Origin of the sequence: Rubrivivax gelatinosus IL144, assembly GCF_000284255.1 — a bacterium.
GTDB lineage: Bacteria > Pseudomonadota > Gammaproteobacteria > Burkholderiales > Burkholderiaceae_C > Rubrivivax > Rubrivivax gelatinosus_A.
Genome location: NC_017075.1, coordinates 2,685,566 through 2,707,122 on the forward strand (window position 1 = coordinate 2,685,566; position 21,557 = coordinate 2,707,122).

The 21,557-nt window shown below is 67.0% G+C and carries 14 protein-coding genes and 2 pseudogenes; 2 read left to right on the forward strand and 14 right to left on the reverse strand.

What is annotated here, in order from left to right; genetic code table 11:
- Positions 1 to 3 precede the first annotated feature (3 nt).
- From RGE_RS12440 to RGE_RS12450, 3 genes are all read right to left on the reverse strand, one after another.
- Positions 4 to 1,032, reverse strand: a complete 1,029-nt coding sequence (locus RGE_RS12440; protein ID WP_014428757.1) for a glutathione S-transferase C-terminal domain-containing protein — start codon at positions 1,030 to 1,032, stop codon at positions 4 to 6.
- Positions 1,033 to 1,097: 65 nt separating this feature from the next.
- The gene (locus tag RGE_RS12445; protein ID WP_014428758.1) at positions 1,098 to 3,398 is read right to left on the reverse strand and encodes a TonB-dependent receptor; all 2,301 of its coding nucleotides are present in this window, start codon (positions 3,396 to 3,398) and stop codon (positions 1,098 to 1,100) included.
- 50 nt (positions 3,399 to 3,448) lie between these two features.
- Positions 3,449 to 4,774, reverse strand: a complete 1,326-nt coding sequence (locus tag RGE_RS12450) for an MFS transporter (protein WP_070099455.1) — start codon at positions 4,772 to 4,774, stop codon at positions 3,449 to 3,451.
- A 254-nt stretch (positions 4,775 to 5,028) separates the two neighbouring features.
- On the opposite strand from RGE_RS12450, the gene RGE_RS23225 reads away from it, so the two are divergent.
- Together RGE_RS23225 and RGE_RS12460 are read left to right on the forward strand one after the other, a co-directional pair.
- Positions 5,029 to 6,051 carry an AraC family transcriptional regulator gene (locus RGE_RS23225; protein ID WP_014428760.1) on the forward strand — a complete coding sequence of 341 codons (1,023 nt, stop codon included), beginning with the start codon at positions 5,029 to 5,031 and terminating at the stop codon, positions 6,049 to 6,051.
- A 289-nt stretch (positions 6,052 to 6,340) separates the two neighbouring features.
- Positions 6,341 to 7,291: pseudogene (locus RGE_RS12460) on the forward strand (IS481 family transposase).
- Between the two features lie 63 nt (positions 7,292 to 7,354).
- On the opposite strand, the pseudogene RGE_RS23710 reads toward RGE_RS12460, so the two are convergent.
- The 11 genes and pseudogenes from RGE_RS23710 to tssH all read right to left on the reverse strand — a co-directional run.
- Positions 7,355 to 7,807 (reverse strand): annotated as a pseudogene (locus RGE_RS23710) (phage baseplate assembly protein V); the annotation flags it as partial.
- A 38-nt stretch (positions 7,808 to 7,845) separates the two neighbouring features.
- The gene (locus tag RGE_RS12465; protein ID WP_148280179.1) at positions 7,846 to 8,592 is read right to left on the reverse strand and encodes a hypothetical protein; all 747 of its coding nucleotides are present in this window, start codon (positions 8,590 to 8,592) and stop codon (positions 7,846 to 7,848) included.
- 4 nt (positions 8,593 to 8,596) lie between these two features.
- Positions 8,597 to 9,544 (reverse strand): LysM peptidoglycan-binding domain-containing protein, encoded by a 948-nt coding sequence (locus RGE_RS12470; RefSeq protein WP_052310996.1) that lies wholly within the window; start codon positions 9,542 to 9,544, stop codon positions 8,597 to 8,599.
- On the reverse strand, positions 9,537 to 10,715 hold the full coding sequence (locus RGE_RS12475; RefSeq protein WP_014428764.1) for a type VI secretion system Vgr family protein: 1,179 nt from the start codon (positions 10,713 to 10,715) through the stop codon (positions 9,537 to 9,539). The genes RGE_RS12470 and RGE_RS12475 overlap by 8 nt, the downstream gene beginning before the upstream one ends.
- A gap of 401 nt (positions 10,716 to 11,116) precedes the next feature.
- A complete protein-coding gene (locus tag RGE_RS12480; RefSeq protein WP_014428765.1) occupies positions 11,117 to 12,076 on the reverse strand; it encodes an IS5 family transposase in 960 nt (319 codons plus the stop codon).
- 401 nt (positions 12,077 to 12,477) lie between these two features.
- Positions 12,478 to 13,110 carry a hypothetical protein gene (locus tag RGE_RS24080; protein WP_148280180.1) on the reverse strand — a complete coding sequence of 211 codons (633 nt, stop codon included), beginning with the start codon at positions 13,108 to 13,110 and terminating at the stop codon, positions 12,478 to 12,480.
- A gap of 194 nt (positions 13,111 to 13,304) precedes the next feature.
- Positions 13,305 to 14,120, reverse strand: a complete 816-nt coding sequence (locus RGE_RS12485) for a hypothetical protein (RefSeq protein WP_014428767.1) — start codon at positions 14,118 to 14,120, stop codon at positions 13,305 to 13,307.
- Positions 14,107 to 15,498, reverse strand: coding sequence for a LysM peptidoglycan-binding domain-containing protein (locus RGE_RS23715; protein WP_081528246.1), 1,392 nt, complete (start codon positions 15,496 to 15,498; stop codon positions 14,107 to 14,109). Before RGE_RS23715 ends, RGE_RS12485 begins: the two co-directional genes overlap by 14 nt.
- A complete protein-coding gene (locus RGE_RS12490) occupies positions 15,488 to 18,538 on the reverse strand; it encodes a type VI secretion system Vgr family protein (protein WP_014428769.1) in 3,051 nt (1,016 codons plus the stop codon). Before RGE_RS12490 ends, RGE_RS23715 begins: the two co-directional genes overlap by 11 nt.
- Positions 18,535 to 18,858, reverse strand: coding sequence for a hypothetical protein (locus tag RGE_RS23230; RefSeq protein WP_014428770.1), 324 nt, complete (start codon positions 18,856 to 18,858; stop codon positions 18,535 to 18,537). Before RGE_RS23230 ends, RGE_RS12490 begins: the two co-directional genes overlap by 4 nt.
- A 29-nt stretch (positions 18,859 to 18,887) precedes the next feature.
- Complete coding sequence (gene tssH, locus RGE_RS12500; protein WP_014428771.1) at positions 18,888 to 21,551, reverse strand: type VI secretion system ATPase TssH; 2,664 nt, start codon at positions 21,549 to 21,551, stop codon at positions 18,888 to 18,890.
- Positions 21,552 to 21,557: the final 6 nt, after the last annotated feature.

The following is a 21,557-nucleotide window of genomic DNA, read 5'->3' on the forward strand; positions in this document are numbered from 1 at the left end:
GCCTCAGGCGGCCGTGCCCCAGCGCCACAGGTCCACCGTGCCGGCGCCGCCGGGGCCCGAGCTCACCGGCGAGCCGCCCAGCGCCTCGCGGCCGTGCGGCGCGAGCCATGGCGACAGCGGGTCGGCCGGCTGCTCCTCGCCTTCGGCGAAACCGCGCCGATAGCGCCCGTCGGGGCCTGGGCGCAGGCCGACGCCGACCTGCTCGCGCTCGTCGATGAAGCCCGGCGTGGCGAACAGGTCGCGGGCGTAGGCCCAGAGATGCGGGAAGTCGCTGATGCGCACCACCGGCCCCAGCTCGCGCGGGAAGCGCGGGCGGTAGTTGGTGTCGAACGAGGCCAGCGTGACGAACAGGCGCACGTCGGCGTCGGTGAGGCGCTCGCCGAACAGGTAGCGCCGCGACGCGAGGCGGAAGTCCAGGTCGGCCAGGCGAGCCTCGAACACGCGCTTGGCGGCTGCCGCGGCCTGCAGCGACTGCGCGAACAGCACCTTGTACGGGCCGTTGTTGACGTCGTCGAAGAGCTGCTGGTTGAGCAGGTCGATCGCCGGGCGCAGCGCCTCGGGGTAGAGATCGGGCGCGCCGGGGCGGTGCAGCGGCTTCCAGGCGGTCTCGAAGTCGATGCTCAGCGTGTGGTAATCGTTGCTGACGACGCGGCCGGTGTGCACGTCGGCCACCGTCGGCACGGTGCCGCGGCCTTGATAACCGGGCTCGGTGCGGCGGTACAACTCGTTCAGGCGCGGCACCTGGAACACGGCGTCGACGCCGCCGGGCTGGTCGCCGAACTCCCAGCCGTCGTCGCCGCGGTGCGAGGCGTAGCCGACCGAGATCGCGTTCTCCAGGCCGAGCAGGCGGCGCACGATGAGCTGGCGCCGCGACCAGCCGCAGCCCACCGAGACCAGCAGGCGGTAGCGCCCGGCAGCCACCGGCAGCTGGCCGGGGCCGCTGCCGAAGCGGGTGCGGAAACGGTTGGACTGGCGCACGAAGGCGCCGTCGGGGCTTTGTTCGACGGTCTTCTCGGGAAACACGGTGGCCACGGGGCTCTCCTCGGGATTGGGGGCCGCCGGCCGGGCCGGCGGCGGGCTGTGCGTCGCGGCGGCGCTCAGAAGCGGTAGGTGAGGTTGGCGCCGAAGGTGCGCGGGTCGCCGTAGGCAGTCGGGTAATGGCCGCCGCTGCCGTCGCTCAGGCCGCCCTGGTAAAGCATGGCCTGCACCTTGTAGCGCTTGTCGGCGACGTTGTTGACGTAGGCGCCGACGACCAGGCGCTCGTGGTCGAAGGCGTAGGACGCGTGCAGGCTGCCCAGCGAGTAGCCGGTCTGCAGCGCGTAGGGGTCGGTCTTGTCGGTGACGTTGAAGTTGACCTTGCTGGTGTAGGTCCAGTCGGCGCCCAGCGTCAGCAGGCCGCTGCCGACGGCCAGGCGGTAGTCGGCGCCGACCAGCGCGGTGGTCTGCGGCACGCGCGCGAAGTTGAAGCCGGCGTAGCTGCGGCCGTTGGCCACCAGCTCGTTGAAGCGTGTCTTCAAGCGGCTGAGGTTCAGGCGCAGCTTGAGGTCGCGCGTGGCGCGCCAGGCGGTCTCGAGCTCGACGCCGTCGACCTTGCCGCGGCCGGCGTTGGCCAGCGTCGGGTAGAAGACGCCGCCGTAGACCTGGTTGACCACCAGCTGCATGTCGCGGTAGTCGTAGTGGTAGGCGCTGGCGTTGAGCACCAGGCGCTTGTCCAGCCAGCTGCTCTTGTAGCCCAGCTCGTAGGACTTGAGCTTCTCCGGGCGCACCAGCGCGAACTGCGACACCGTCGCCAGCGCCGAGGCCGGGTTGATGTAGGTGTTGTAGTTGCCCGAGCGGAAGCCGCTGGCGTGGCGGAAGTACAGCAGCTGGTTGTCGTCGATCGTGTACTCGGGCGTCAGGTCGTAGCCCAGGTTGGACCAGGTGTTGGCGACGCGGCCGTTGGTGCTGAAGTAGGTCGCCAGCGGCGACTCCAGGTTCTGGGGCTGCCACCAGTGGCCGCTGAAGGCATAGGCGCTGGACGCTGCCGTCGCGCTGCGCGTGACGAGGTCGATGCCGACGGTCTCGCGCGTGTAGCGCGCGCCGCCGTTGAGCTTGAAGCGCTCGGCCACCGCGTAGGTCGCGTTGCCGAACAGCGCCGCGCTGCGCGTGTCCTGCTTGAAGCGCGTGTAGTAGTACTTCTGCGTCGCCGCGTTGCCGGTCAGGCTGGCGGTCGTGCCCAGCGAGCGGTTGGAGTCCTGGAAGTAGTACAGGCCGCTCTGCCAGCTGAGGTCGGCGTTGCGCGGCGAGGCGATGCGCAGTTCCTGGCTCACCTGGTCGACCGAGTTCTTGGCGTAGGCGCGGCCGCTGCCGCTGTACCACTCCACCGGCGTGTAGTCGGAGTCGACCGTGCTGCTGCGGCTGCCGCTGTCGAAGGCGGTGATCGAGGTCAGCGTGTAGCCGTCGAAGCGGTGGTGCACGACGGCGCGCACGCCGCTGGACTCGACCTCGATCGGCAGGTCGACGTTGTAGGCGACGTGGTCCAGGTCGCCGCTGCCGTCGCCCACCGGTGCGGTGTAGCCGTAGCGGTCGGGCGCGCCGCGGCGCGTCACCGAGTACCAGGGCCGCTGCGTGCCGTCGAGGTGGCGGAAGTGCGCCTCGACGAGCGCGTCGGTGTCGGCCGAGGTCACGGCCAGCAGCTGCACGCGGCCGGCCAGGTCGCTGTAGTCGCCGACCTCGTGGCCGGTGACGGTGTTGGTGGCCAGGCCGCCGCGCTTCTCGTAGTGCAGTGCGGCGCGGCCGGCGAGCACCTCGTCCTTCAGCGCGCCGCCCCAGGCGCCTTCGGCGACGCGGCTGCCCAGGTTGCCGGCCTCCAGGCGCAGGTAGCCGTCGGGGTCGAACTCGGGGGCGCGCGAGACGAAGTGGAAGGCGCCGCCGGTGGTGTTCTTGCCCCACAGCGTGCCTTGCGGGCCGCGCAGCACCTCCACGCGGTCGAGGTCGAACAGCGGCGCGCCGGCGAACAGCGTGTTGCCGTAATAGACCTCGTCGGCGTAGTAGGCGATCGGGTTGACGGCGTTGTTGGTCGCCTCGTTGGAGCCGACGCCGCGGATGAAGAAACGCGGCCGCGCCCGGCTCTCGGTGTTCCAGCCCTGCGCCGCCGGCACGAACTTGGCGACGTCCTTGGTCGTGCGCAGCGCGCCGTCTTCGAGGTCGCGGGCGGAGACCACGGTCACCGCGGTCGGCACCTTCTGCAGCGGCTCCTCGCGCCGGGTGGCGGTGACGACGATGCTCTCCAGGCCGGTGTCGGCGGAGGCGTCGGTCTCGGCATCGGCGGCATGCGCCGGCGCGACTGTCAGGCAGGCCAGGGCGCTGGCGATCGCCGTGGCTCGGGTGGCGGGACGGAATGTCGTTCTCGGGTTCAAGGTCCGCTCCAGGAGGAAGTGCTGGGTGAGAGGGAAGGGGAGGAGGGCGCTCAGCGGCGAGCCGCGTCGGCCTCTGGCGCCGGGGCGAAGGCACCGAGCGCGGCGGCGACGGCGTAGGCCAGCCAGACGACGCCGGCGATCAGGTAGCAGGCCGGGCCGACGAAGATCGCGCGCTGCAGGGTGTGCGCGTCCGACAGCAGGCCGACCAGCTCGGGGCCGACGATGCCGGCGATGCCCGAGGTCAGCACGATCTGCAGCGCGGTGGCGGCGCTGCGCAGCGGCGCCGGCACGGTCTCGACGACCAGCGTGGTCAGCGTGCCGGCGCTGAAGCCGAAGGCCGCGGTGCCCAGCGCGACGAAGAGCTGGGCGCGGCCCAGGTCGGCGGCCGAGTAGGCCTCGAAAAACGCGGCCGCGGCGAGCATCGAGGTCGCGGCCAGGAAGGCCGGGTAGCCCCAGCGGCGCTGCTGCAGCACCAGGCTGGCCAGCAGGCCGCCGACGATGCCCACCGGCAGCGTGAACAGCAGCACCTGGGCGAGGAAGGCCGAGGCCTGCTGGTTGGACAGCGCGTGCGCCCGGTGCAGGAAGGCCGGGATCCAGATCTGCAGCGACATCGCGGTGTAGAAGAACACCAGCGCCAGCACGTGCAGCAGGTAGCCGCGGTAGCGCAAGACGGCCAGGCTCTCGCGCAGGCCGATGCGCCGTGCCGCCGGTGCGGCGCCGCCGGCAGGCGCGTCGGTCGCGCCGATGGCCGGTTCGCGCACGCGGCCGAGCAGCAGCGCCAGCACGATGCCCGGCACCCCGGCGACGAAGAACGCGGTGCGCCAGCCGTACTCGGCCGCCAGCCAGCCGCCCAGCGCCAGGGCCAGCGCCGTACCGATCTTGTTCTTGACCATGTACAGCGAGAACACGAAGTTGCGCCAGCGCGGCCGGTACAGGTCGGCCAGCCAGCCCGGGGCGATGCTGTTGTAGGCCGCCTCGCCGAAGCCGGTGAGCGCGCGCCACAGCAGCAGGGCGGCCAGGCCGCCGGCGGTGCCGGTGAGCAGCGAGGCCACGCTCCACAGCAGCACGCCTGCCAGCAGCACCGGCTTGCGCCCCCAGCGGCCGGCCAGCAGGCCGAAGACCGGCGCTCCGGCGATGCCGGCCAGCGTGAAGAGCGAACTCATGCGGCCCAGCTGCTCGTCGCTGAAGCCGAACTCGGCCTTGATCGGCGTGATCAGCGCGCCGACGATCATCGCGTCCATCATCGAGACCACGCCCAGCGCCAGCATCAGCAGCAGCGACAGGTGGTGGGCGTAGGCGGGCACGGGACCGGCGGCGGCCGCAGGGGCTGCCGCGATCAGGGGTTCGCCGGCCGAGGGCTGGAACGGTCTGGACATGGATTCGCTCGGTGAGTGCGTCTGGGGCCGTCTGAAACGGTGGACGCATCGTCCGGGATGCCCCGTCCGCACGACAGGACAAAGTCCGCCACCGGGTTTGCGGATTCCGGCTGTCCTTATGCGCCCGCGTCGCTTGGGGCCCCGGCGAGCGGCTGTCTAGGATGCAGACGCCGCCGTCGGCGGAGCGCCGTGCGTTCCGCCCCCTCCCGCAGACGGCCACGACCCACCGTCGCGCAGCCGATCGAGAGCCCCTCATGCACCGCCCGCCCGAACCCGCCCGCCCCATCGTCCCGAGGCCGACGAGCACGGCCGCGACCCGCCCGCTGGCGCCCGACCAGCCGGCGTTCACGCTTTACCAGTTCGCCGGGCTGCTGGCCGAGCGAGGCGAGGGCGCGCCCGTGCACGGCGCCTTCGTCTCCTACGCCGAACTGCGGCAGTTGCTGGAGCGCCAATGGCTGCCCGCGGAGCGCACGCAGACGCTGTTCCGGCATGCCGCGGGTGTCAGCAGCCGCAGCTTCGGCCGCGTCGCCGAGGCCTCGCGGGCCATCGGCGACACCTACGAGCGCATGGCCTTCTGCGCCCGCAACTTCCGCGCGCCGTGGAGCGTGCGGCTGGAACGCCATGCCGACGGCGGACTCAGCCTGTTCCACTTCCCGAAGTTCCACGACCCCGAACTGAAGGCGACGCTGGAGCTCTTCCACTTCGTCAACTGCGTTTCGGTGTTCCGTTCGCACAGCGGGCAGGCGCAGCCGCTGACCGAACTCGGGCTGACCGGCGCTGCCGGCGTGTCGCGCTCGGCGATCGAGCAGTTCTTCGGCTGCCGCGTGCGCTTCGATGCCGACGAGGGCTATTGCCGCTTCACGCGCGAGGCGTTGCAGACCTCCGCCAGCACCGCCGCACCGGCGCCGATGGAAGTCTTGCTGCAGGCCTGCGAGACCGAGGCCGACGAGGGCGCCAGCCCGCGGCAGACGCTGCTCGAACTGCTGGCCGCCGACGTCGAGGAGCTGACGACCGCCGACGCGCTGGCGCGACGCCTGGGCATCAGCCGCCGCACGCTGGAGCGCCTGCTCGAGCGCGAAGGCGTGACCTTTCTGTCGCTACGGCGAGAAGTGGTCCAGTTGGCGGCCAAGCGCCTGCTGGCCCGCCGGCAGCCGCTGGAAGACATCGCGGCGGCACTGGGCTACTCCGACGCCCGCAGCTTCCGGCGCGCCTTCGCCAGCTGGACGGGCTCGACGCCGGCGCGCTACCGCGCTCGGCAGGCGGGAGCGGCGGCCTGAGCTGACGGCCTTCCTTCGCAGGGTTCCAGGGCCGCGGCGCTGCGGCGGCTTCGGGAGACCGACTTCGGTTGCACGCACCGACAGCCAGGGGCCAGTGTATGCCGGCAGAACAAATCGTCGAGAGGAATCAAGCCTAAGTCGTTGAGTTTCCTAATCGGCGACCAGATTCCTACCCAGCTAGGTGTGAAGCTTCAATAGGTTGTTTCGGCGCGTCGGGTGGCCCATTCGGGCCGGACTTGAGAGACTGGAAATCGCCAAACCCCCAGACCTCTCGAGGACCCGATCCCGAATGAACCACCACAAGAATGCCCGACTGACGTTCGCCCGTCGACTGGAGATGGTCCAAGACATGACGCAGCGAGGCGCCAGTGTCGCGCAGGCCGCGACGACTGCAGGCGTCAGCGAGACGACCGCGCGCAAGTGGCTTGGACGCTTTCTGGCCGGTGGCGAGGCGGCTCTAGCCGATTGCAGCTCCCGCCCGGCCAGCAGCCCGCAGCGCATCAGCGAGTCCAAGGCGCTGGCGATCGTGGAGTTGCGCAAGCGGCGTCTGACCCAAGCGCGGATCGCGTCGAGCCTGGGCGTCTCGGAGGCGACGGTCAGCCGCGTGCTGCGTCGTGCCGGGCTGTCCGAGCTGTCGGCTCTGCAGCCCAGCGAGCCCGTGCAGCGGTACGAGCACGCCGCACCGGGTGAGCTGCTGCACATCGACACGAAGAAGCTCGGTGTCATCGCTCGCGAGGGTCACCGCATCAACGGCGACCGTCGAAGCGCCGTGCGCGGCGTCGGCTGAGAGTTCCTGTTCGTGGCCGTCGACGATCACGCGCGCATCGGCTTCACGCAGATGCTCGCCGACGAGCGCGCGCCCAGCGCCGTGGCGTTCCTGCGCGCTGCGCTGGCGTACTACGCCTCGCTGGGCATGACGGTGCGGCGCTTGCTCACGGACAACGGCAGTGCGTTCGTCTCGCGTGCCTGGCGCTCGGCCTGTGCCGAGCTCGGTGTCATGCACAAGCGCACCCGCGCGTACCGACCTCAGACCAACGGCAAGGCCGAGCGCTTCATCCAGTCGGCGCTGCGCGAATGGGCCTACGGCATCGCTTACAACCACTCCAGCGAGCGCACCGCGATGCTCGACAAGTGGATGCACCACTACAACTGGCACCGGCCTCACGCCGGCATCGGCGGCTACCCGCCGATGTCTCGTCTCTCTGCGTCAGGCAACAACGTCTTGACGCTTCACAGCTAGGTGTCTGGGAAACGTGCGACAGACCGTGTCTCGTGCAGCCCGATGCTCCAAGAAACTTCGCTCCACGGCGCCGTGCTGGTGCGCCTGTAGCCGGCCTTCCGCAGCCGCGCCAGGAAACCAGGCCGGCGCGCAGCCACCAGCGCCAGCAGCACCGGCGCTGGTCTGGTTGCTCTGGGCATCGGGGCGGCCAAGGCCGTTGTAGACCGTCCCCATCACCACCGGGCGGTCGATGTCACCGCCGAGAAAGCCGACCAGCACTTCCTGGCCCAGGCGCGGGCTGAAGTGGCTGCCCCAGTTGGCGCCGGCCACGGCCTCCGATACCCGGACCCAGGTGCTGCTGGCGTCTGACGCCGGTGCGTTGTCGCCTGCCGGGTGTGCCAGCCGGTGGCTGGAGCGCGTGCCGCGCTGCCAGTGGAACTGGATCTTGATGCGGTGGTCGCGGTCGCTGTGAACCGGCTCGCCCAGGCCGACGACCAGGGCCGTCTGCACGCCGTGCACGCTGGGGCGCGGCGCCAGGCGGCCGACGAGGTGTTGGCTTCGAAGCCGGTCAAACGCTATCGGTGCCCCGGCTGCTTCTCGCACTGTCGAAGCTTGCGCCGAGCATCGTCGATCGTGCTGATCGAATTCGGGTTTCCGAGGCAAGAGTCGTCCTGCTCGACGCTGAAGCGCCCGTCTTTGTCTCGCGAGAGCTTGAGCCGCACAGCCATGCGCTGCCACCCAGAGCCGATTTCGCTGCGGGTAGTGGCGACTGTTGGTTCGTCGACACTGAAGTACTGAACGATCAGCAGCAGATCATTGTGCTTGCTGTCGTAGCGACCCATCGCAGGCACCGCGTTGCAGAAGACTGGCTGCGATTCGCGGATGGTTACGGTGTGCCAGCCCGCCTCCTCGAAATTGGCGTTATAGAGCCCGAGGTGACAGGCCAATGTGTACCTTTGACCCTGTTCGCAGCGATAAGTCGGCTGGCTCGTCTCTCGCTTGATTTTGCAGATCTCTTCCGGTCTCGTCTTGGGCATGAAGCCTAGGACCGTGGCGTAGTTCAGGTCGCCATCGAAGAACATGCGGTAGCCCTGCCCTGAGAACATGTTTCCCGATTTTCCGTCGGCGTTCAATGGCGTCGCTATACGACTACGCAGAGAGGTCCAGACGGCCGTATCCAGCTTCGTGCTCTCGCGCTCAGCACGTGGTGTGTACACGCCATGAACGTTTTCGAGCCAATCTGTAGTCAGGCGAATTTCGGCGCGGCCGGCTTCCGCGGCAAGTATCAACCCCATGAAGACCGCCACGCGGGCCAAGCGCATGCTCTTACCCCTTAGACTCTGACCGATATTTTTCATAAGCCGCCCTGAGCTTGATGTCGTACGAGTAGGTCTTGTAGCCAGGGCCGTTGTAGTTGAAAGCGATCATTGCCCAGTCCTTCTTGCGAACCGACTCAAGCAGGCTTGGGTGCTTGCCCTTCTTCGTGTCTTTTGCGTCGATCCATACGGGAGGCTTTTTCTGGATGAAGTTCGCCAGGAGCCCAATCTGCGCGGCTTCTGACATGCACATCTGATCCACGAATGCGACCGGCGTCGGGCGCCCGCACAACGAGTAGTTGGTGCCCAGTATCTGAAACTTTCCCCAGGACGCCGCCTCCAGCGCGGCTGTTGCATCCAGGGAATACGCTCGAATCAAGCGCAGGTAGGCGCTCGAATAGTCCCCGTACGCATCATCGGCATCGACCTGGCCGTCGTGCATCCTCTTGTCTTCCTCGCCGATTTTGCTCTTCTTGCGGTATGGCACGGGCCAGGACAGATCAGGATGGGCATTGTCAAAGCGACCTTTGGTGCGGCGGCTGAAGATGTGGCGCTCGAACAGCAGCGCGGGAATGTGCGCGCCCTCACCGTGGTTCAGGCGCCAGAACGAGGCTCGACCGCCGCTTTCGACAACGGCAATGGTCGAGTTTGCGTCCTTGCTGACCTGGCGCGAGGTCATGCCGTCCGCCCCTGTGGTGCCATTGAGGGTTCGGGTGTCGAACCTCAGGCGATACGCGAGATTGGCGATCGGTGCCCGCAGCGCGTCCAGGAACAACACGCTGAAGCCGAAAGCGGACTGATCCGATAGGTAAAGAGTCTGGCCCGCCTGCAGCCGGTTCGCGTCGGCGATCTTGTTCCAGCGCTGCAGGTCGGCAACACTGCAGCCAGCTCGCCTGGCCAAGGACCACAACGTATCGCCATGGCGAACTGCGTAGGGGTCGGGTAAGGATTCAGGCATCTTCAGGTGCCTCGGGTTCGTCAGCCGGCGAAGCCGGCTCGTCCGCAACGTCGATGTATTCCTCGAGGCTCCAGGGGGCGGCACGCGTCTCGTGTCGGTACACAATCGGCTGCGGCTCGGGCGTCAGCGTGATCACGGCCAAGGAGCCGCACTGACTTCGCGCCAGCAAGCGCCCGCCCTGTGTCCACACCGTGGTCGTGGCCACACCAAAGGGAAGCCAGGAAGCAGGAAAGTCGGCGTGGTCCAGCAGCTGCGCGCTAGGTGGCGTCTCCGGCTCGAGTGATAGCCCAAACGGTCGGGGAAACTGCGGGGCGCCCGCCGAAGCACTCTTCGGCCCACCAAGCTCCTTCTGGTTTGCCCTGAACTCCACCTTGCCCGGCGCCGAGAGCGTGATGTTTCCGCCCTCGATGCGTATGGCCGCCCCGGCGGCGGTCAGCAGGATGTGCTGGGGTGCCGTCACCTTCACCATGCCATGGGTGCTGGCCACGCTGAAGGCGCGGTCGGCGGTGAGCCGTGTCGCCCCTTGCTGGCTCTGCGTGTTCACGTTGCCGGTGGCCGCGTGCAGCTGGATGCCCGTCTCGGTGTTGGGCTTGCGCGGGTTCTGCGCTGTGCCGTAGGTGAAGAAGACGAGGCCATCCTTGACGACGGTGGCGCTGTTGGCCTGCGCCAACTGCTGCAGGTCCTGCCCGGCGACGAAGCTGGCGGTGTTGCCGGCGCTGGCGACGGTGTGCGCGGGTGTGCTGCCGGTGATGCCGCCCGGTGCGGCGATGACGATGTCCGGCCGCGTCAGCGTGGGCACGGTGCCTGCGCCGCCGCCGCTGCTGCTGCCGTCGCCGGTGGTATCGCTGCCCTTGAGGCTGTCCTGGCTGGCGAGCAGGCCCTTGGTGGAGCTCATCGCCGCGGGCTCGGGATCGCCTGGGAGCCGGGCGTCGCGCTGATGCGCGCTGTCGGCCAGGGTCCGGGCCAGTTCGGCAGACTGTTCGAGCTGGAATCGAGGCTCGCGGGTGTCCAGCTGCATGGCACCGGCGGTGCTGGCGGGCTTCCCGTGCGCGCTGATCAACAAGCCGCTGGCCGCACGCACGGCGCCCCAGGCTTGCGTGGCCAGATCCAGGCCGTGGCCGCGTGGCTGCTGGCGGCGGTTGTCGGTCTGCTGCTGCAGGTGGCCGATCAAGACGGGCTCAAGATTTCGGGCTCAGGGAAACGCCAGCTGATAGCAGAGGATTTCAAAAAAAACGTGCCACCCTGCCATATTGGTCTTCCGGCAGGCAGTATTCGGCAAAGAATGAAGCACTCTTTCGAGAGGCTTTTCCCACAACAGAGTAGCAGATTTGCTGTTGATAGAATTCAGCTAAGAACCCGCTCCAAGAAACGGTATTCACAGGCTTCGCAATTGAGTTGGATTGGTTCACTGCTAAGGAAGGTCTGCACAACACGCCGCGCGACCGGATCGGCGCGACATCGTTAGCGACGGCGTTGTGCAGGAGCGCATTGCGCACCCGAACCAGCGTTGTAGGACGGAGAAACGAAGCAAATGGCGCCCAGCGGGGGACGTTTGGCGCCCACCGGGCGCACTCATCCCAGGGCTCCCATGAGATGCCTTCGCGCCATCCACAGGTTCGCCAGAGCGAACAGCGTCTGGATCTGCGCCGTGTTCTTGACCAGTCCCCGGTACCGCACCTTCGTGAAGCCGAACTGCCGCTTCAACACGCGAAACGGGTGCTCCACCTTGGCTCGCACGCTGGCCTTGAGTTGTTCGATTCGCTCGGTGATCGCGTCCTGGGGATCGCGAGCATCGAGCAGGCGACGCAGCCCCGGGCGCAAGGCCACGTGCCAGGTCGGCCCTCGCGCCTCGGGCCTCTTGTGCACGCCCTGGTAGCCGGCGTCGCCGAAGGCGTTGCGTTCCTCGCCATGCAGCAGTTGTCCGGCCACGTTCAGGTCGTTGACGTTCGCCGGCGTGGCCACCACCGTGTGCACCAGCCCCGAGGCCGCGTCCACCCCGATGTGCGCCTTCATCCCGAAGTACCAGTTGTTGCCCTTGCGGGTCTGCTTCATCTCCGGATCGCGCTCGCCTTCGGCGTTCTTCGTCGAGCTGGGCGCCGCGATCAGCGTCGCGTCCACCACCGTGCCAGTGCGCAGCATCAGGCCCTTGTGCTGCAGCAGATCGGCCACCAGGCGCAGCATGTCGGCAGCCAAATCATGGCGCTCCAGCAAGTGGCGAAACCGCAGGATCGTCGTCTCGTCGGGCAACCTCTGCGTCGCACCATCGAGCCGAGCGAACTCCCGGTACAGCGGCACGTCGTGCAGCGCCTCTTCCATCGCCGGGTCGCTCAGCCCGAACCACTGCTGCAGGTAGTGGATGCGCAGCATCGTCTCCAGCGCAAACGGCGGCCGCCCGGTCCTGGCTCGCGGATAGTGCGGCTGCACGATCTCCACCAGCGCCGCCCACGGCACCACGCGGTCCATCTCCTCGAGGAACTCGCGCTTGCGCGTCTTCTTCGTCGACAGGTTCAGGCCAAGTCCGAGCTGCTTCATGTAGGGCATCCTCACCTGCCTACCCCGCACGGGCAAGCCGGCTTCGCGGGGGCGTTTTGCAGACTTTCCCTAACACCCAGCTTTCCGAAGTCTTCAGGAATCCAGCGTCCCGCGCAAGTTGGTCGAAATCAGCGTTGCCGCACTCAGAGCGAAGCTCAAGCTTCATCGGTAGGTGACCCTCTTCGCGCCAACTGACTTCCAGCCTGTCCCGGTCCAGCAAACGAGCTTCGATGTTGGACGTCCTGATGAACGCCAATCCACATTCAGACAATGCCACCGTAGCCGGGGCAGCCAACATATTTTCTTGCGGTACGGGAGCCTCTGGTTGCTCTGCGTACGCAAGTGCCGGGAGCCATAGAGCGGCAGCTAATGCGAGGATGGCGCCGGATTTCATCGTGATTCTACTTATCGCATTCGAACCGCAGAAGCCCTAGACGAGTGCGTGCGATCATCAAGGCTTCTGTTATGGATTCGCTGGATCGAATATACTCTGGCGTGAGTTGTTGGCTTGCTTTGCTCGAATAGCAGTAGCCCGATGTTGATGAATCGTTGGCTAAGTACACCATCGACTCCGTAACGTATGTGGCGTCGCGATTGGATTGAATTCTGACTGCATGAGCGATATCTATCAAGCCATTCCCATTCGCGTTTACTAGCCACTGACCTTGTACTTCCTTGCATGAGTCGTAGAGAGCGCCGACGGGCAGCGGAGCGAGTGCTGAGCCGAGAGACCCTTGCCTCATAACAGCCAGCCTACAATAGCTGTTGCCAAGATGCTTGTAGTAAATCCGGACGGGGGAAATCCAGGTGGTTCGTCCACCCGATTGTATCGGCGTCGCCTGATTGAGGCCGGAAACAATGGCCCCTTTTCCCGCCATAAACGCGTCCATTTCAGATAGACGACCAAGATCGTGGCTGAATCTATCTATTAGTTCTCGATTTGGTGCCTGCGCGCGAGCCGTGGGGGTCTGATCAGCGGCGGCAACAGAGGAAGTCGCGACAAATAAAAAGACGCTGAAGACGCCAAGCAGCATTCGCGTGACGCAGGTGAGATGGCGAACGACGGCTAGCAAGGCCGGGCGCCGTATCGCCAATTGGCAAACATTCTTTCGAATTCCACGGAGTATTTCCGGTGCCGCGAATATTTCTATGTTTCTGTCGGCGCATCGTTCGGGCGTCTTGGAACCTGCGTCACTGACGAAGCGCCAGCGAAATCGAGACGGAGGGATCAGCGAGTGGACTTTTCGCAACGGCGGATCGCGACACGGGCTTCGGGAATCTCTTCTTCGGTGTTCGGGTTGCCGAGGCAACGATCGTCCTGTTCGATTTCCACTCGACCGTCACCGGTCTTGCGTAGCTTCAAGCGTACTGTCATGCGATTCCAGTCGCTTCCGACCTCGCTGATCTTGCTGGCAAGCTTGCTTTCTTTGGCCACGCTAAAGTATTGCACGACGGCAAGCACATCGTCATGCTTGGCGTCCTGTCGCCCGAGGCCCGGTATCGCATTGCAGAATACCGGATAGCTTTCGTTGATGCGTACGGTATGCCAGCCGACCTCTTCGAACTGGCGGTTGTAAATAGCGATGTGGCAGGCTTGGGCAAAGCGCTGACCTTCAAGGCACTGATAGACGGTTTCCTTTTTGTAAGGCCCGAACGTGCATACTTCGTCGGCCCTGGACTTGGGCATGAAGCCAATTACCTGAAGGTAGAAAATATCGCCGTCGAAGTGCAGCCTGAACCCTTGTCCGAAGAATTTTCGCAGTGTCGTGCCGTCGGGCTCCAGTTTTGTCGCGATCCGCTTGCGAAGAGAGATCCAGTTGGCCTCTTCTAATCTCTCGGTCTCCGACTTAGGGCACGCCGGTCTGGGCTTCAGTCCCGCCTGTATGTCGTGCAAGTCGTCCATGGTCAGCGGCGGGCCCTCGCAAGGAGGGTCGGGCTCCCAATCACTAAGCAGCTTAATTTCGGCGGCAGCGTTCAGGTGCACGATGGCGAGCAAAGCCAGCGCGCCCCATCGCCATGCGGCGATATTTCTATCGGTTTTCATCACTGAGTTTCTTGTGACGGGCATAAGCTTGCTCCATCTTCTGGTCATAAAAGTTCTTTTTATACGACGATCCGTTGTAATTGAATGCGATCATCTGCCAGTTCTTGGCGCGTACCGCCTGCAACAGGCTGGCGTGCTTGCCAAGTTTTCGGTTCTTGGGGTTGATCCATGCCGCCGGTTTGTTTTCGATGAAGCTCGCCAGCATGCCCAGTTGCGATTTTTCGGAGGAGCACATCTTCGATACCAAATCTTCCACTCTCCTCTGTCCGCATAGCGTATAGTTCTCGCCGAGAATCTGGAATTTTCCCCAGGAGCAGGCCTTTAGAGCGCCCGCACTGTCCAGTGCGTAGGCACGAACGAGTCGCAGATAAGAACTGGCGAAATCGCTATAGATATCGTTCTCGTCCACCCGGCCGTCGGACATCTTCGCGTCCGCTGCGCCGAGTTCGCTGCGTTTCCGGTATCCTGTGGGCCACGAAAGATCAGGATACTTGTCAAAACGTCCTTTCGTGCATTTGCTGAATATGTGTCGTTCGTACAAAATGGCGGGCACGGTATGACCTTCGCCTTGATTCAATCGCCAAAAAGCGCGGCCCTTGCTTTCCACCTCCGCGATGGCCTTGAGGACCTCCGGCTCGCACTTAATTTGCGCTGCGAGATTTTCCCAGTCAGCCTGTGTAATGGGATCTTCCTGGTATAGGCCGAACATCTTGACCAGATTGGCCGGCAGCTCGATCCCGACCTGAATCACCGGCTGGCCCTTGTTGCTTTGCATCTTGCGCACACGCACCAAGGCCGGGTCGTTCTTAGACGGCGAGCCCACCGGCTTAGGCTGCGGTGGAGCGCCGAGAGCGGGTGCCGACGGCGCTGACTCAATCGTCCGGGGCAAAGGATCACGCAAGTGCGGCCGGACATCGGCCAGCACCGGTTCGGTCTGGCCTTTGAAGGCGATGGCGCTGCTCACCAGCGTGACGAGCTTGTGGCCGTAACCGGAGACCGTGTCGAGCACCAACTGCCATCCACCATCGGGGCGGCGTATCTCCACGCTGATCGTGGACGCTGCCTGTGCAGTCTGATGGCGCGGCGCTAGCCCGGTCGAACCTGTCGTTCCTTCGACGGTGCGACCGTCGAATCGCAGTCTGTAGGGCAGCTTGGCGATCGGCGCTCGCAGAGCGTCGAGAAACAACACACTGAAGCCGAAGGCCTCCTGTTGGGTGAGGTACAGGGTCTGACCGACCTCAAGGCGATGGGGGTCACGCAGGCCGTTGACGCGCTGCAGCTCGGCCACTGACGTTCCGCAGCGGGCCGCAATGTCCGACAAAGTGTCGCCCGGCCGAACACGGTACGGGTCGTTGATGGAAGTGGCATTACTGCTCATCGTCGACCGCCTCCGTGTCGTCGTCTGCAGGGGGCTCGTCGATGTACTCTTCGACAAGCCAGGACGTTCCGCTGTCGGACGTCAGCCGGTATGCAATAGGTTCTGTCCGTTCGGTCTGAACGACATTCGCCATAGGCTGGCTCAAGGAATGCCGGCCGAGCCGCTTGCCGGACGCATCCAGAACGACAGCAGCGGAGAACGCCGTCGGCAGCCAGTCCGCCGGAATGCCTTGCGCATCGAGCAATTCGGCGTGGATCGGATCGGAGGGGCGTAGCGTCAAGGCCTGCGGCCGTGGAAGTTGCGGCTTGTCGAGTGACGCGCTCCTGCCCGCCCCCAGCTCTTTCATCGCGGCCCTGAACTCCACCTTGCCCGGCGCCGAGAGCGTGATGTTCCCGCCCTCTATGCGTATGGCCGCCCCGGCGGCGGTGAGCAGGATGTGCTGCGGTGCCGTCACCTTCACCATCCCATGGGTGCTGGCCACGCTGACGGCGCGGTCGGCGGTGAGCCGTGTCGCCCCTTGCTGGCTCTGCGTGTTCACGTTGCCGGTGGCCGCGTGCAGCTGGACGCCCGTCTCGGTGTTGGGCTTGCGCGGGTTCTGCGCTGTGCCGTAGGTGAAGAAGACGAGGCCATCCTTGACGACGGTGGCGCTGTTGGCCTGCGCCAACTGCTGCAGGTCCTGCCCGGCGACGAAGCTGGCGGTGTTGCCGGCGCTGGCGACGGTGTGCGCGGGTGTGCTGCCGGTGATGCCGCCCGGTGCGGCGATGACGATGTCCGGCCGCGTCAGCGTGGGCACGGTGCCTGCGCCGCCGCTGCTGCTGCCGTCGCCGGTGGTATCGCTGCCCTTGAGGCTGTCCTGGCTGGCGAGCAGGCCCTTGGTGGAGCTCATCGCCGCGGGCTCGGGATCGCCTGGGAGCCGGGCGTCGCGCTGATGCGCGCTGTCGGCCAGGGTCCGGGCCAGTTCGGCGGATTGTTCGAGTTGGGTCCGAGGCTCGCGGGTGTCCAGTTGCATGGCGCCAGCGGTGCTGCCGGGCTTGCCGTGCGCGCTGATCAACAAGCCGCTGGCCGCACGCACGGCGCCCCAGGCTTGCGTGGCCAGGTCCAGGCCGTGGCCGCGCGGCTGCTGGCGGCGGTTGTCGGTCTGCTGCAGCAGGTGGCCGATCTGCAGCCGCGTCTGCGCGCTGCTACTGGACAGCTCGATGCGGCCCTGGCCCGGGCTGTCGTCGAGTACCAACTGGTTGCAGCCGCCGCTGCCGCTCGCGCTGCTGGCGAGTTCCTGGCTCTTGTGGCCGCTGAACACGGCGCCGTGCTGGTGCGCCTGCAACCGGCCTTCGGCGGCCTCGCCTGGGAACCAGGCCGGCGCGCAGCCACCAGCGCCAGCAGCACCGGCGCTGGTCTGGTTGCTCTGGGCATCGGGGCGGCCAAGGCCGTTGTAGACCGTCCCCATCACCACCGGGCGGTCGATGTCACCGCCGAGAAAGCCGACCAGCACTTCCTGGCCCACGCGCGGGCTGAAGTGGCTGCCCCAGTTGGCGCCGGCCACGGCCTCCGATACCCGGACCCAGGTGCTGCTGGCGTCTGACGCCGGTGCGTTGTCGCCTGCCGGGTGTGCCAGCCGGTGGCTGGAGCGCGCGCCGCGCTGCCAGTGGAACTGGATCTTGATGCGGTGGTCGCGGTCGGTATGCACCGGCTCGCCCAGGCCGACGACCAGGGCCGTCTGCACGCCGTGCACGCTGGGGCGCGACGCCAGGCGCGGGTCGGGCAGGCCGGCCTCGTCGTCCGCGGCCAGGCGCACCGGCACCGCGGCGCGCTGGGCAGTGACGGTGCTCTGGTAGAGCGGCTCATCGCTGTCATTGGGCAACTCGGCGCTGCGTCCCGCGGCATCTCGCCGGATGGTGCCCAGCAGGCTGTCGATGCCGGCCTTGACGTCGGCGCGCAGGTTGTTGCGAGCTCGGTGCCGCACCGCCAGGATGGCGAAGCGGTCGCGGCTGTCGTCGCTGCCGTCGTGCACGGGATGATCGGTCAGCGTGAAGGTGCTGCCCGGCGCTGCGCTGCGCCAGCTGCCCGAACCCTGCACACGCTCGCGCCGTGCGTCCAGCGCTTCCATCTGGCGGCGCGCCAGACGCTCGCCCTGGGCGCCGTCTTCGTAGGCGTACTGCCCCGGCACGTCGCTCAGGCCGAGTGCGTCCACCGGCGCGCTGCTGCCGACGGCGCTCGCCCGGCGCAGCGCGGCGTCTTGCGGGCCGGCCCGGTAGTCGGGGCTGGCCAGCGCCAGCCGCGCGGCCTGCACGCTGACGCTGCGCTGCCAGCGCACGAGGCTGTCCTCGGACAGGCTGGCGCCAGACTGGGTGTAGCGCACGCGGGGCTGCCGGTTCGTCGCGAATGCGGTGTTGTGGTCGGCGATGACGAAGGTGTGCCCGCCCAGGGTGTCGTCGTCGGGGGCTGCAATGTGCTCGAACCAGCCGAACAGGCCTTCTTCGCGCAGCAGGCGCAGCACGAAGGCGAGGTCGGTCTCCTGGAACTGGATGCACAGGCTGCGCCGCGGGTAGACGCTCTCGTCGGCCAGGTCCCAGCGCCAGGCGGGCGCCAGCCTGCCTTGTCCCTGGTAGTCGGCGAACACCTCGTCGACGATCTGCATCACGCTTCGGTCCTGGAACACCCAGCTGTCCTGCCGATGGCCCAGGAACGCGAGCCAGGGCTCGACCGTGAGGCGGTAACGAGCCAAGCCGCCGTCGCTGCCTTCCAACCCCACCGCCGTGACGTGGCCGTGCCACGGTCGCAGGCTGGCGTCGGCCAGCTCCAGCTCCAGCAGTACCGGCTGGCCGATCAGCTGCTTGAAGTCGAGGTGGGCGCTGGTGGCCAGTGCGTGCACCGTGAAGCGCAGGCCGGCCGGGACATCGGCCGAAGGTGCGACGGCCTCGATGCCATCCAGCCGTTCGGCCAAGAGCACGTTCGCGCCCAACGGGGTGTGCAGGCGCAGCAGCCGTTCGTTCTGCGTTGGTGCGCCCAGCAGCGTGGCGATCAGCTCGTCGGCGAGGCTCATGTCGACGACACCCGCCAGGTGGCCGGCCGGTGCGCCGGTTGCGGCATCAGCCGCCAGACCCGGCCGCCTGCCTGCAGCGTCAGCGAGCCATCGGCGGCCCCGGCCACGGACCACAGGTGCACGCTCATGGCGCGCAGCGCCTTGTCGGCGTCATGCCGGCTGCCGGCGCCGGCGGCTAGCAGCCAGTCCAGCACCGTGTCGGGGCCGGCGTCTGCGGCATGCCCCAGACGCTGCAGCATCGGCCGCAGCTGCGCCCATCGGCCGGGCCGGTACGTGGCCGCGATTTGCTGTCGCAGCGTCTGATCGGTCTCGGTGCTCATGTCTTGTGCCCTGCGCGTGCGGATCTCCGCTAGCTGACCGCATAACGGAAGTCGCCGTTGCGCACCGCGGTGACCTTGATGCGCTCGATCGCCGTGCCGTCGGCCATGCGGGCCAGCACCTGCTCGGCCACCTCGGGCAGCAGCGTGCCGTTGAGGATGTGGTCGATGTTGCGGGCGCCGGTGTCGACCTCGGTGCAGCGCGCGAGAACCGCCTCGACCAGCTTGTCGTCATACCGGAAGTCGGCCCGGTGGTTGCCGGCTACGCGGCGCGCGATGCGGTCGAGCTTGAGGCGGATGATCTGCTCCAGCACGGCGTCGCCGATAGGGTAGAAGGGCACCACCTTCAGACGTCCCAGGAACGCAGGCTTGAAGCTCTTGTACAGAACCGGGCGCAGCGCCTCGGCCAGCGCATCGGCCGCTGGCAAATCGGCCGGTGCCTTGTTCAGGCAGGCCTGCATGATCTGGCTGGAGCCGACGTTGCTCGTGAGGACGATGATCGTGTTGCGGAAGTCGACCTCGCGACCTTCGGCGTCTTCGAGCACGCCCTTGTCGAAGACCTGAAAGAAGAGCTCCAGCACGTCAGGGTGGGCCTTCTCCACCTCGTCGAGCAGCACCACGCTGTACGGGTTGCGGCGTACGGCCTCGGTGAGCACACCGCCCTCGCCGTAGCCGACGTAGCCTGGCGGGCTGCCCTTGAGGCCGCTGACTGAGTGCGCCTCCTGGTACTCGCTCATGTTGATAGTCACAAGCTTTCTCTCGCCGCCGTAGAGCAGGTCAGCGAGGGCGAGCGCGGTCTCGGTCTTGCCGACGCCACTGGGCCCGACGAACAGGAACACGCCCTTGGGCTTGCCCGGGTCTTCGAGGTTGGCGCGCGCGGTGCGCACGCGCTGGGCGACGGCGGCGAGCGCGTGGTCCTGGCCGATGACGCGCTCCTGGAGCAGCGCCTTCAGGTTCATGACGGTGGCGATCTCGTTCCTGACCATCTTGCCCAGCGGGATGCCGGTCCAGGCGGAGACGATCTCGGCGACGACCAGCCCGTCGACCTGCATCGGCACCAGCGGGGTCTCGCCTTGCAGCGCCGCGAGCTCGTCGAGGCGGGCGTGCAGGGCGGTGGGCCCGGCGCCGGGCTTCTTCGCGCTCTTCTTCCTGGCCGCCGGATCGGCCGCACATGGAGGCGCGGCTTCCAGCTCCGCACGCAGCGCCTGGATCTCGGCGACCAACGCCTTCTCGGCCTCGAAGCGGGTCTTGAGCGCGTCCAGGTCCGCCTGCACCGAGTCGCGCTTGGCGGCCAGTTCGGCCAGCTTCGCCTCGTGGTCGGCGCCGGCGGCGGCTTCACGCCGCAGCGCGACGGCTTCGGCATCGAGCCGCTCGATGCGGCGCGCGGCGTCCTCGATCGGTGCCGGCGTCGAACTCTGCCCCAGTGCGACCTTTGCACACGCGGTATCCAGCACACCGATCGCCTTGTCGGGCAGTTGCCGGCCGTTGATGTAGCGCGCCGAAAGCCGCACGGCTTCAGTTACGGCCTCGTCGAGCACGCGGACCTTGAAGTGCTGCTCCATCAGCGCTGCCATGCCGCGCAGCATCGCTGCGGCGATGGGCTCGCTCGGCTCCTCGACCTTCACGACCTGGAAGCGGCGGGCGAGCGCGGCGTCTTTCTCGAAGTACTTTTTGTACTCGCTCCACGTGGTCGCGGCGACGGTGCGCAGCTCGCCCCGGGCCAGCGCGGGCTTCAGCAGGTTGGCGGCGTCGTTCTGGCCGGCGGTGCCGCCGGAGCCGATCATCGTGTGCGCTTCGTCGATGAACAGGATGACGGGATGCGGGCTCTTCTTGACCTCGTCGATCACGGTCTTCAGGCGGTTCTCGAACTCGCCCTTGACGCTGGCGCCGGCCTGCAGCAGGCCCAGATCCAGCACATGCAGGCTCACGCCCTGCAGCGCAGGCGGCACGTCCCCCGCGGCGATGCGCAGTGCCAGCCCCTCCACCACGGCCGTCTTGCCGACACCCGCCTCGCCGGTGAGGATGGGGTTGTTCTGGCGTCTGCGCATCAGGATGTCGATGACCTGACGGATCTCGGCGTCTCGGCCGATCACCGGATCGAGCCGGCCCGCAGCAGCGCGTTGCGTGAGGTCGGTGGTGAACTGGTCCAGTGCCGGCGTCCGGCCCGCCAAGGCGGGCTCGCCGCCGGCTGCTGCATCGGGTACGCGCACGGCGCCGTCGGATTCGGCTGAGCCGTCGGTCAGCTCGGCCAGGCGGTGCTTCAGGTCGTCGACCCGAAAGCGCGCGAAATGACTGCTGGCTCGCTGGGCGACTTGTGCGAGCGACGACTCGGTCAGCAAGGCCAGCAGCAGGTGCGCACTGCGGATGCGCGGCAGATGTGAGTCGAGCGACGCCACGAGCCAGGCATGTTCCAGCAGCACAGGCACGCGCGGACTGAACACCGGCGTGCGCGTGTTGCCGCTTCGAAGCCTCGCCAGTTCGGCCTCCAAATCTCGCTGCAGTGCGCTGGTAGACACGTCGTGGCGCCTGCAGATCAGCGCAAGGTCACTCTGCGGCTGTTCCAGCAGGGCCAGGAAGATGTGTTCGACATCCACCTCGTAGTGGCCGCGCGCCAGGCACAGGCTGGCGGCGCGCTCGGCAGCACGCCGGCAGCCGTCGTCGAGTTTGGCAATCAGGGTCTTGAGCTTGTCGGGCATGGGAGG

Coding starts and splice junctions, on each gene's coding strand:
- RGE_RS12450 (WP_070099455.1), bottom strand. CDS start 4,774: ATGTCCAGACCGTTCCAGCCCTCGGCCGGCGAACCCCTGATCGCGGCA.
- RGE_RS23225 (WP_014428760.1), top strand. CDS start 5,029: ATGCACCGCCCGCCCGAACCCGCCCGCCCCATCGTCCCGAGGCCGACG.
- RGE_RS12465 (WP_148280179.1), bottom strand. CDS start 8,592: ATGCGCTTGGCCCGCGTGGCGGTCTTCATGGGGTTGATACTTGCCGCG.
- RGE_RS12470 (WP_052310996.1), bottom strand. CDS start 9,544: ATGCCTGAATCCTTACCCGACCCCTACGCAGTTCGCCATGGCGATACG.
- RGE_RS12480 (WP_014428765.1), bottom strand. CDS start 12,076: ATGAAGCAGCTCGGACTTGGCCTGAACCTGTCGACGAAGAAGACGCGC.
- RGE_RS24080 (WP_148280180.1), bottom strand. CDS start 13,110: ATGCTGCTTGGCGTCTTCAGCGTCTTTTTATTTGTCGCGACTTCCTCT.
- RGE_RS12485 (WP_014428767.1), bottom strand. CDS start 14,120: ATGAAAACCGATAGAAATATCGCCGCATGGCGATGGGGCGCGCTGGCT.
- RGE_RS23715 (WP_081528246.1), bottom strand. CDS start 15,498: ATGAGCAGTAATGCCACTTCCATCAACGACCCGTACCGTGTTCGGCCG.
- RGE_RS12490 (WP_014428769.1), bottom strand. CDS start 18,538: ATGAGCCTCGCCGACGAGCTGATCGCCACGCTGCTGGGCGCACCAACG.
- RGE_RS23230 (WP_014428770.1), bottom strand. CDS start 18,858: ATGAGCACCGAGACCGATCAGACGCTGCGACAGCAAATCGCGGCCACG.
- tssH (WP_014428771.1), bottom strand. CDS start 21,551: ATGCCCGACAAGCTCAAGACCCTGATTGCCAAACTCGACGACGGCTGC.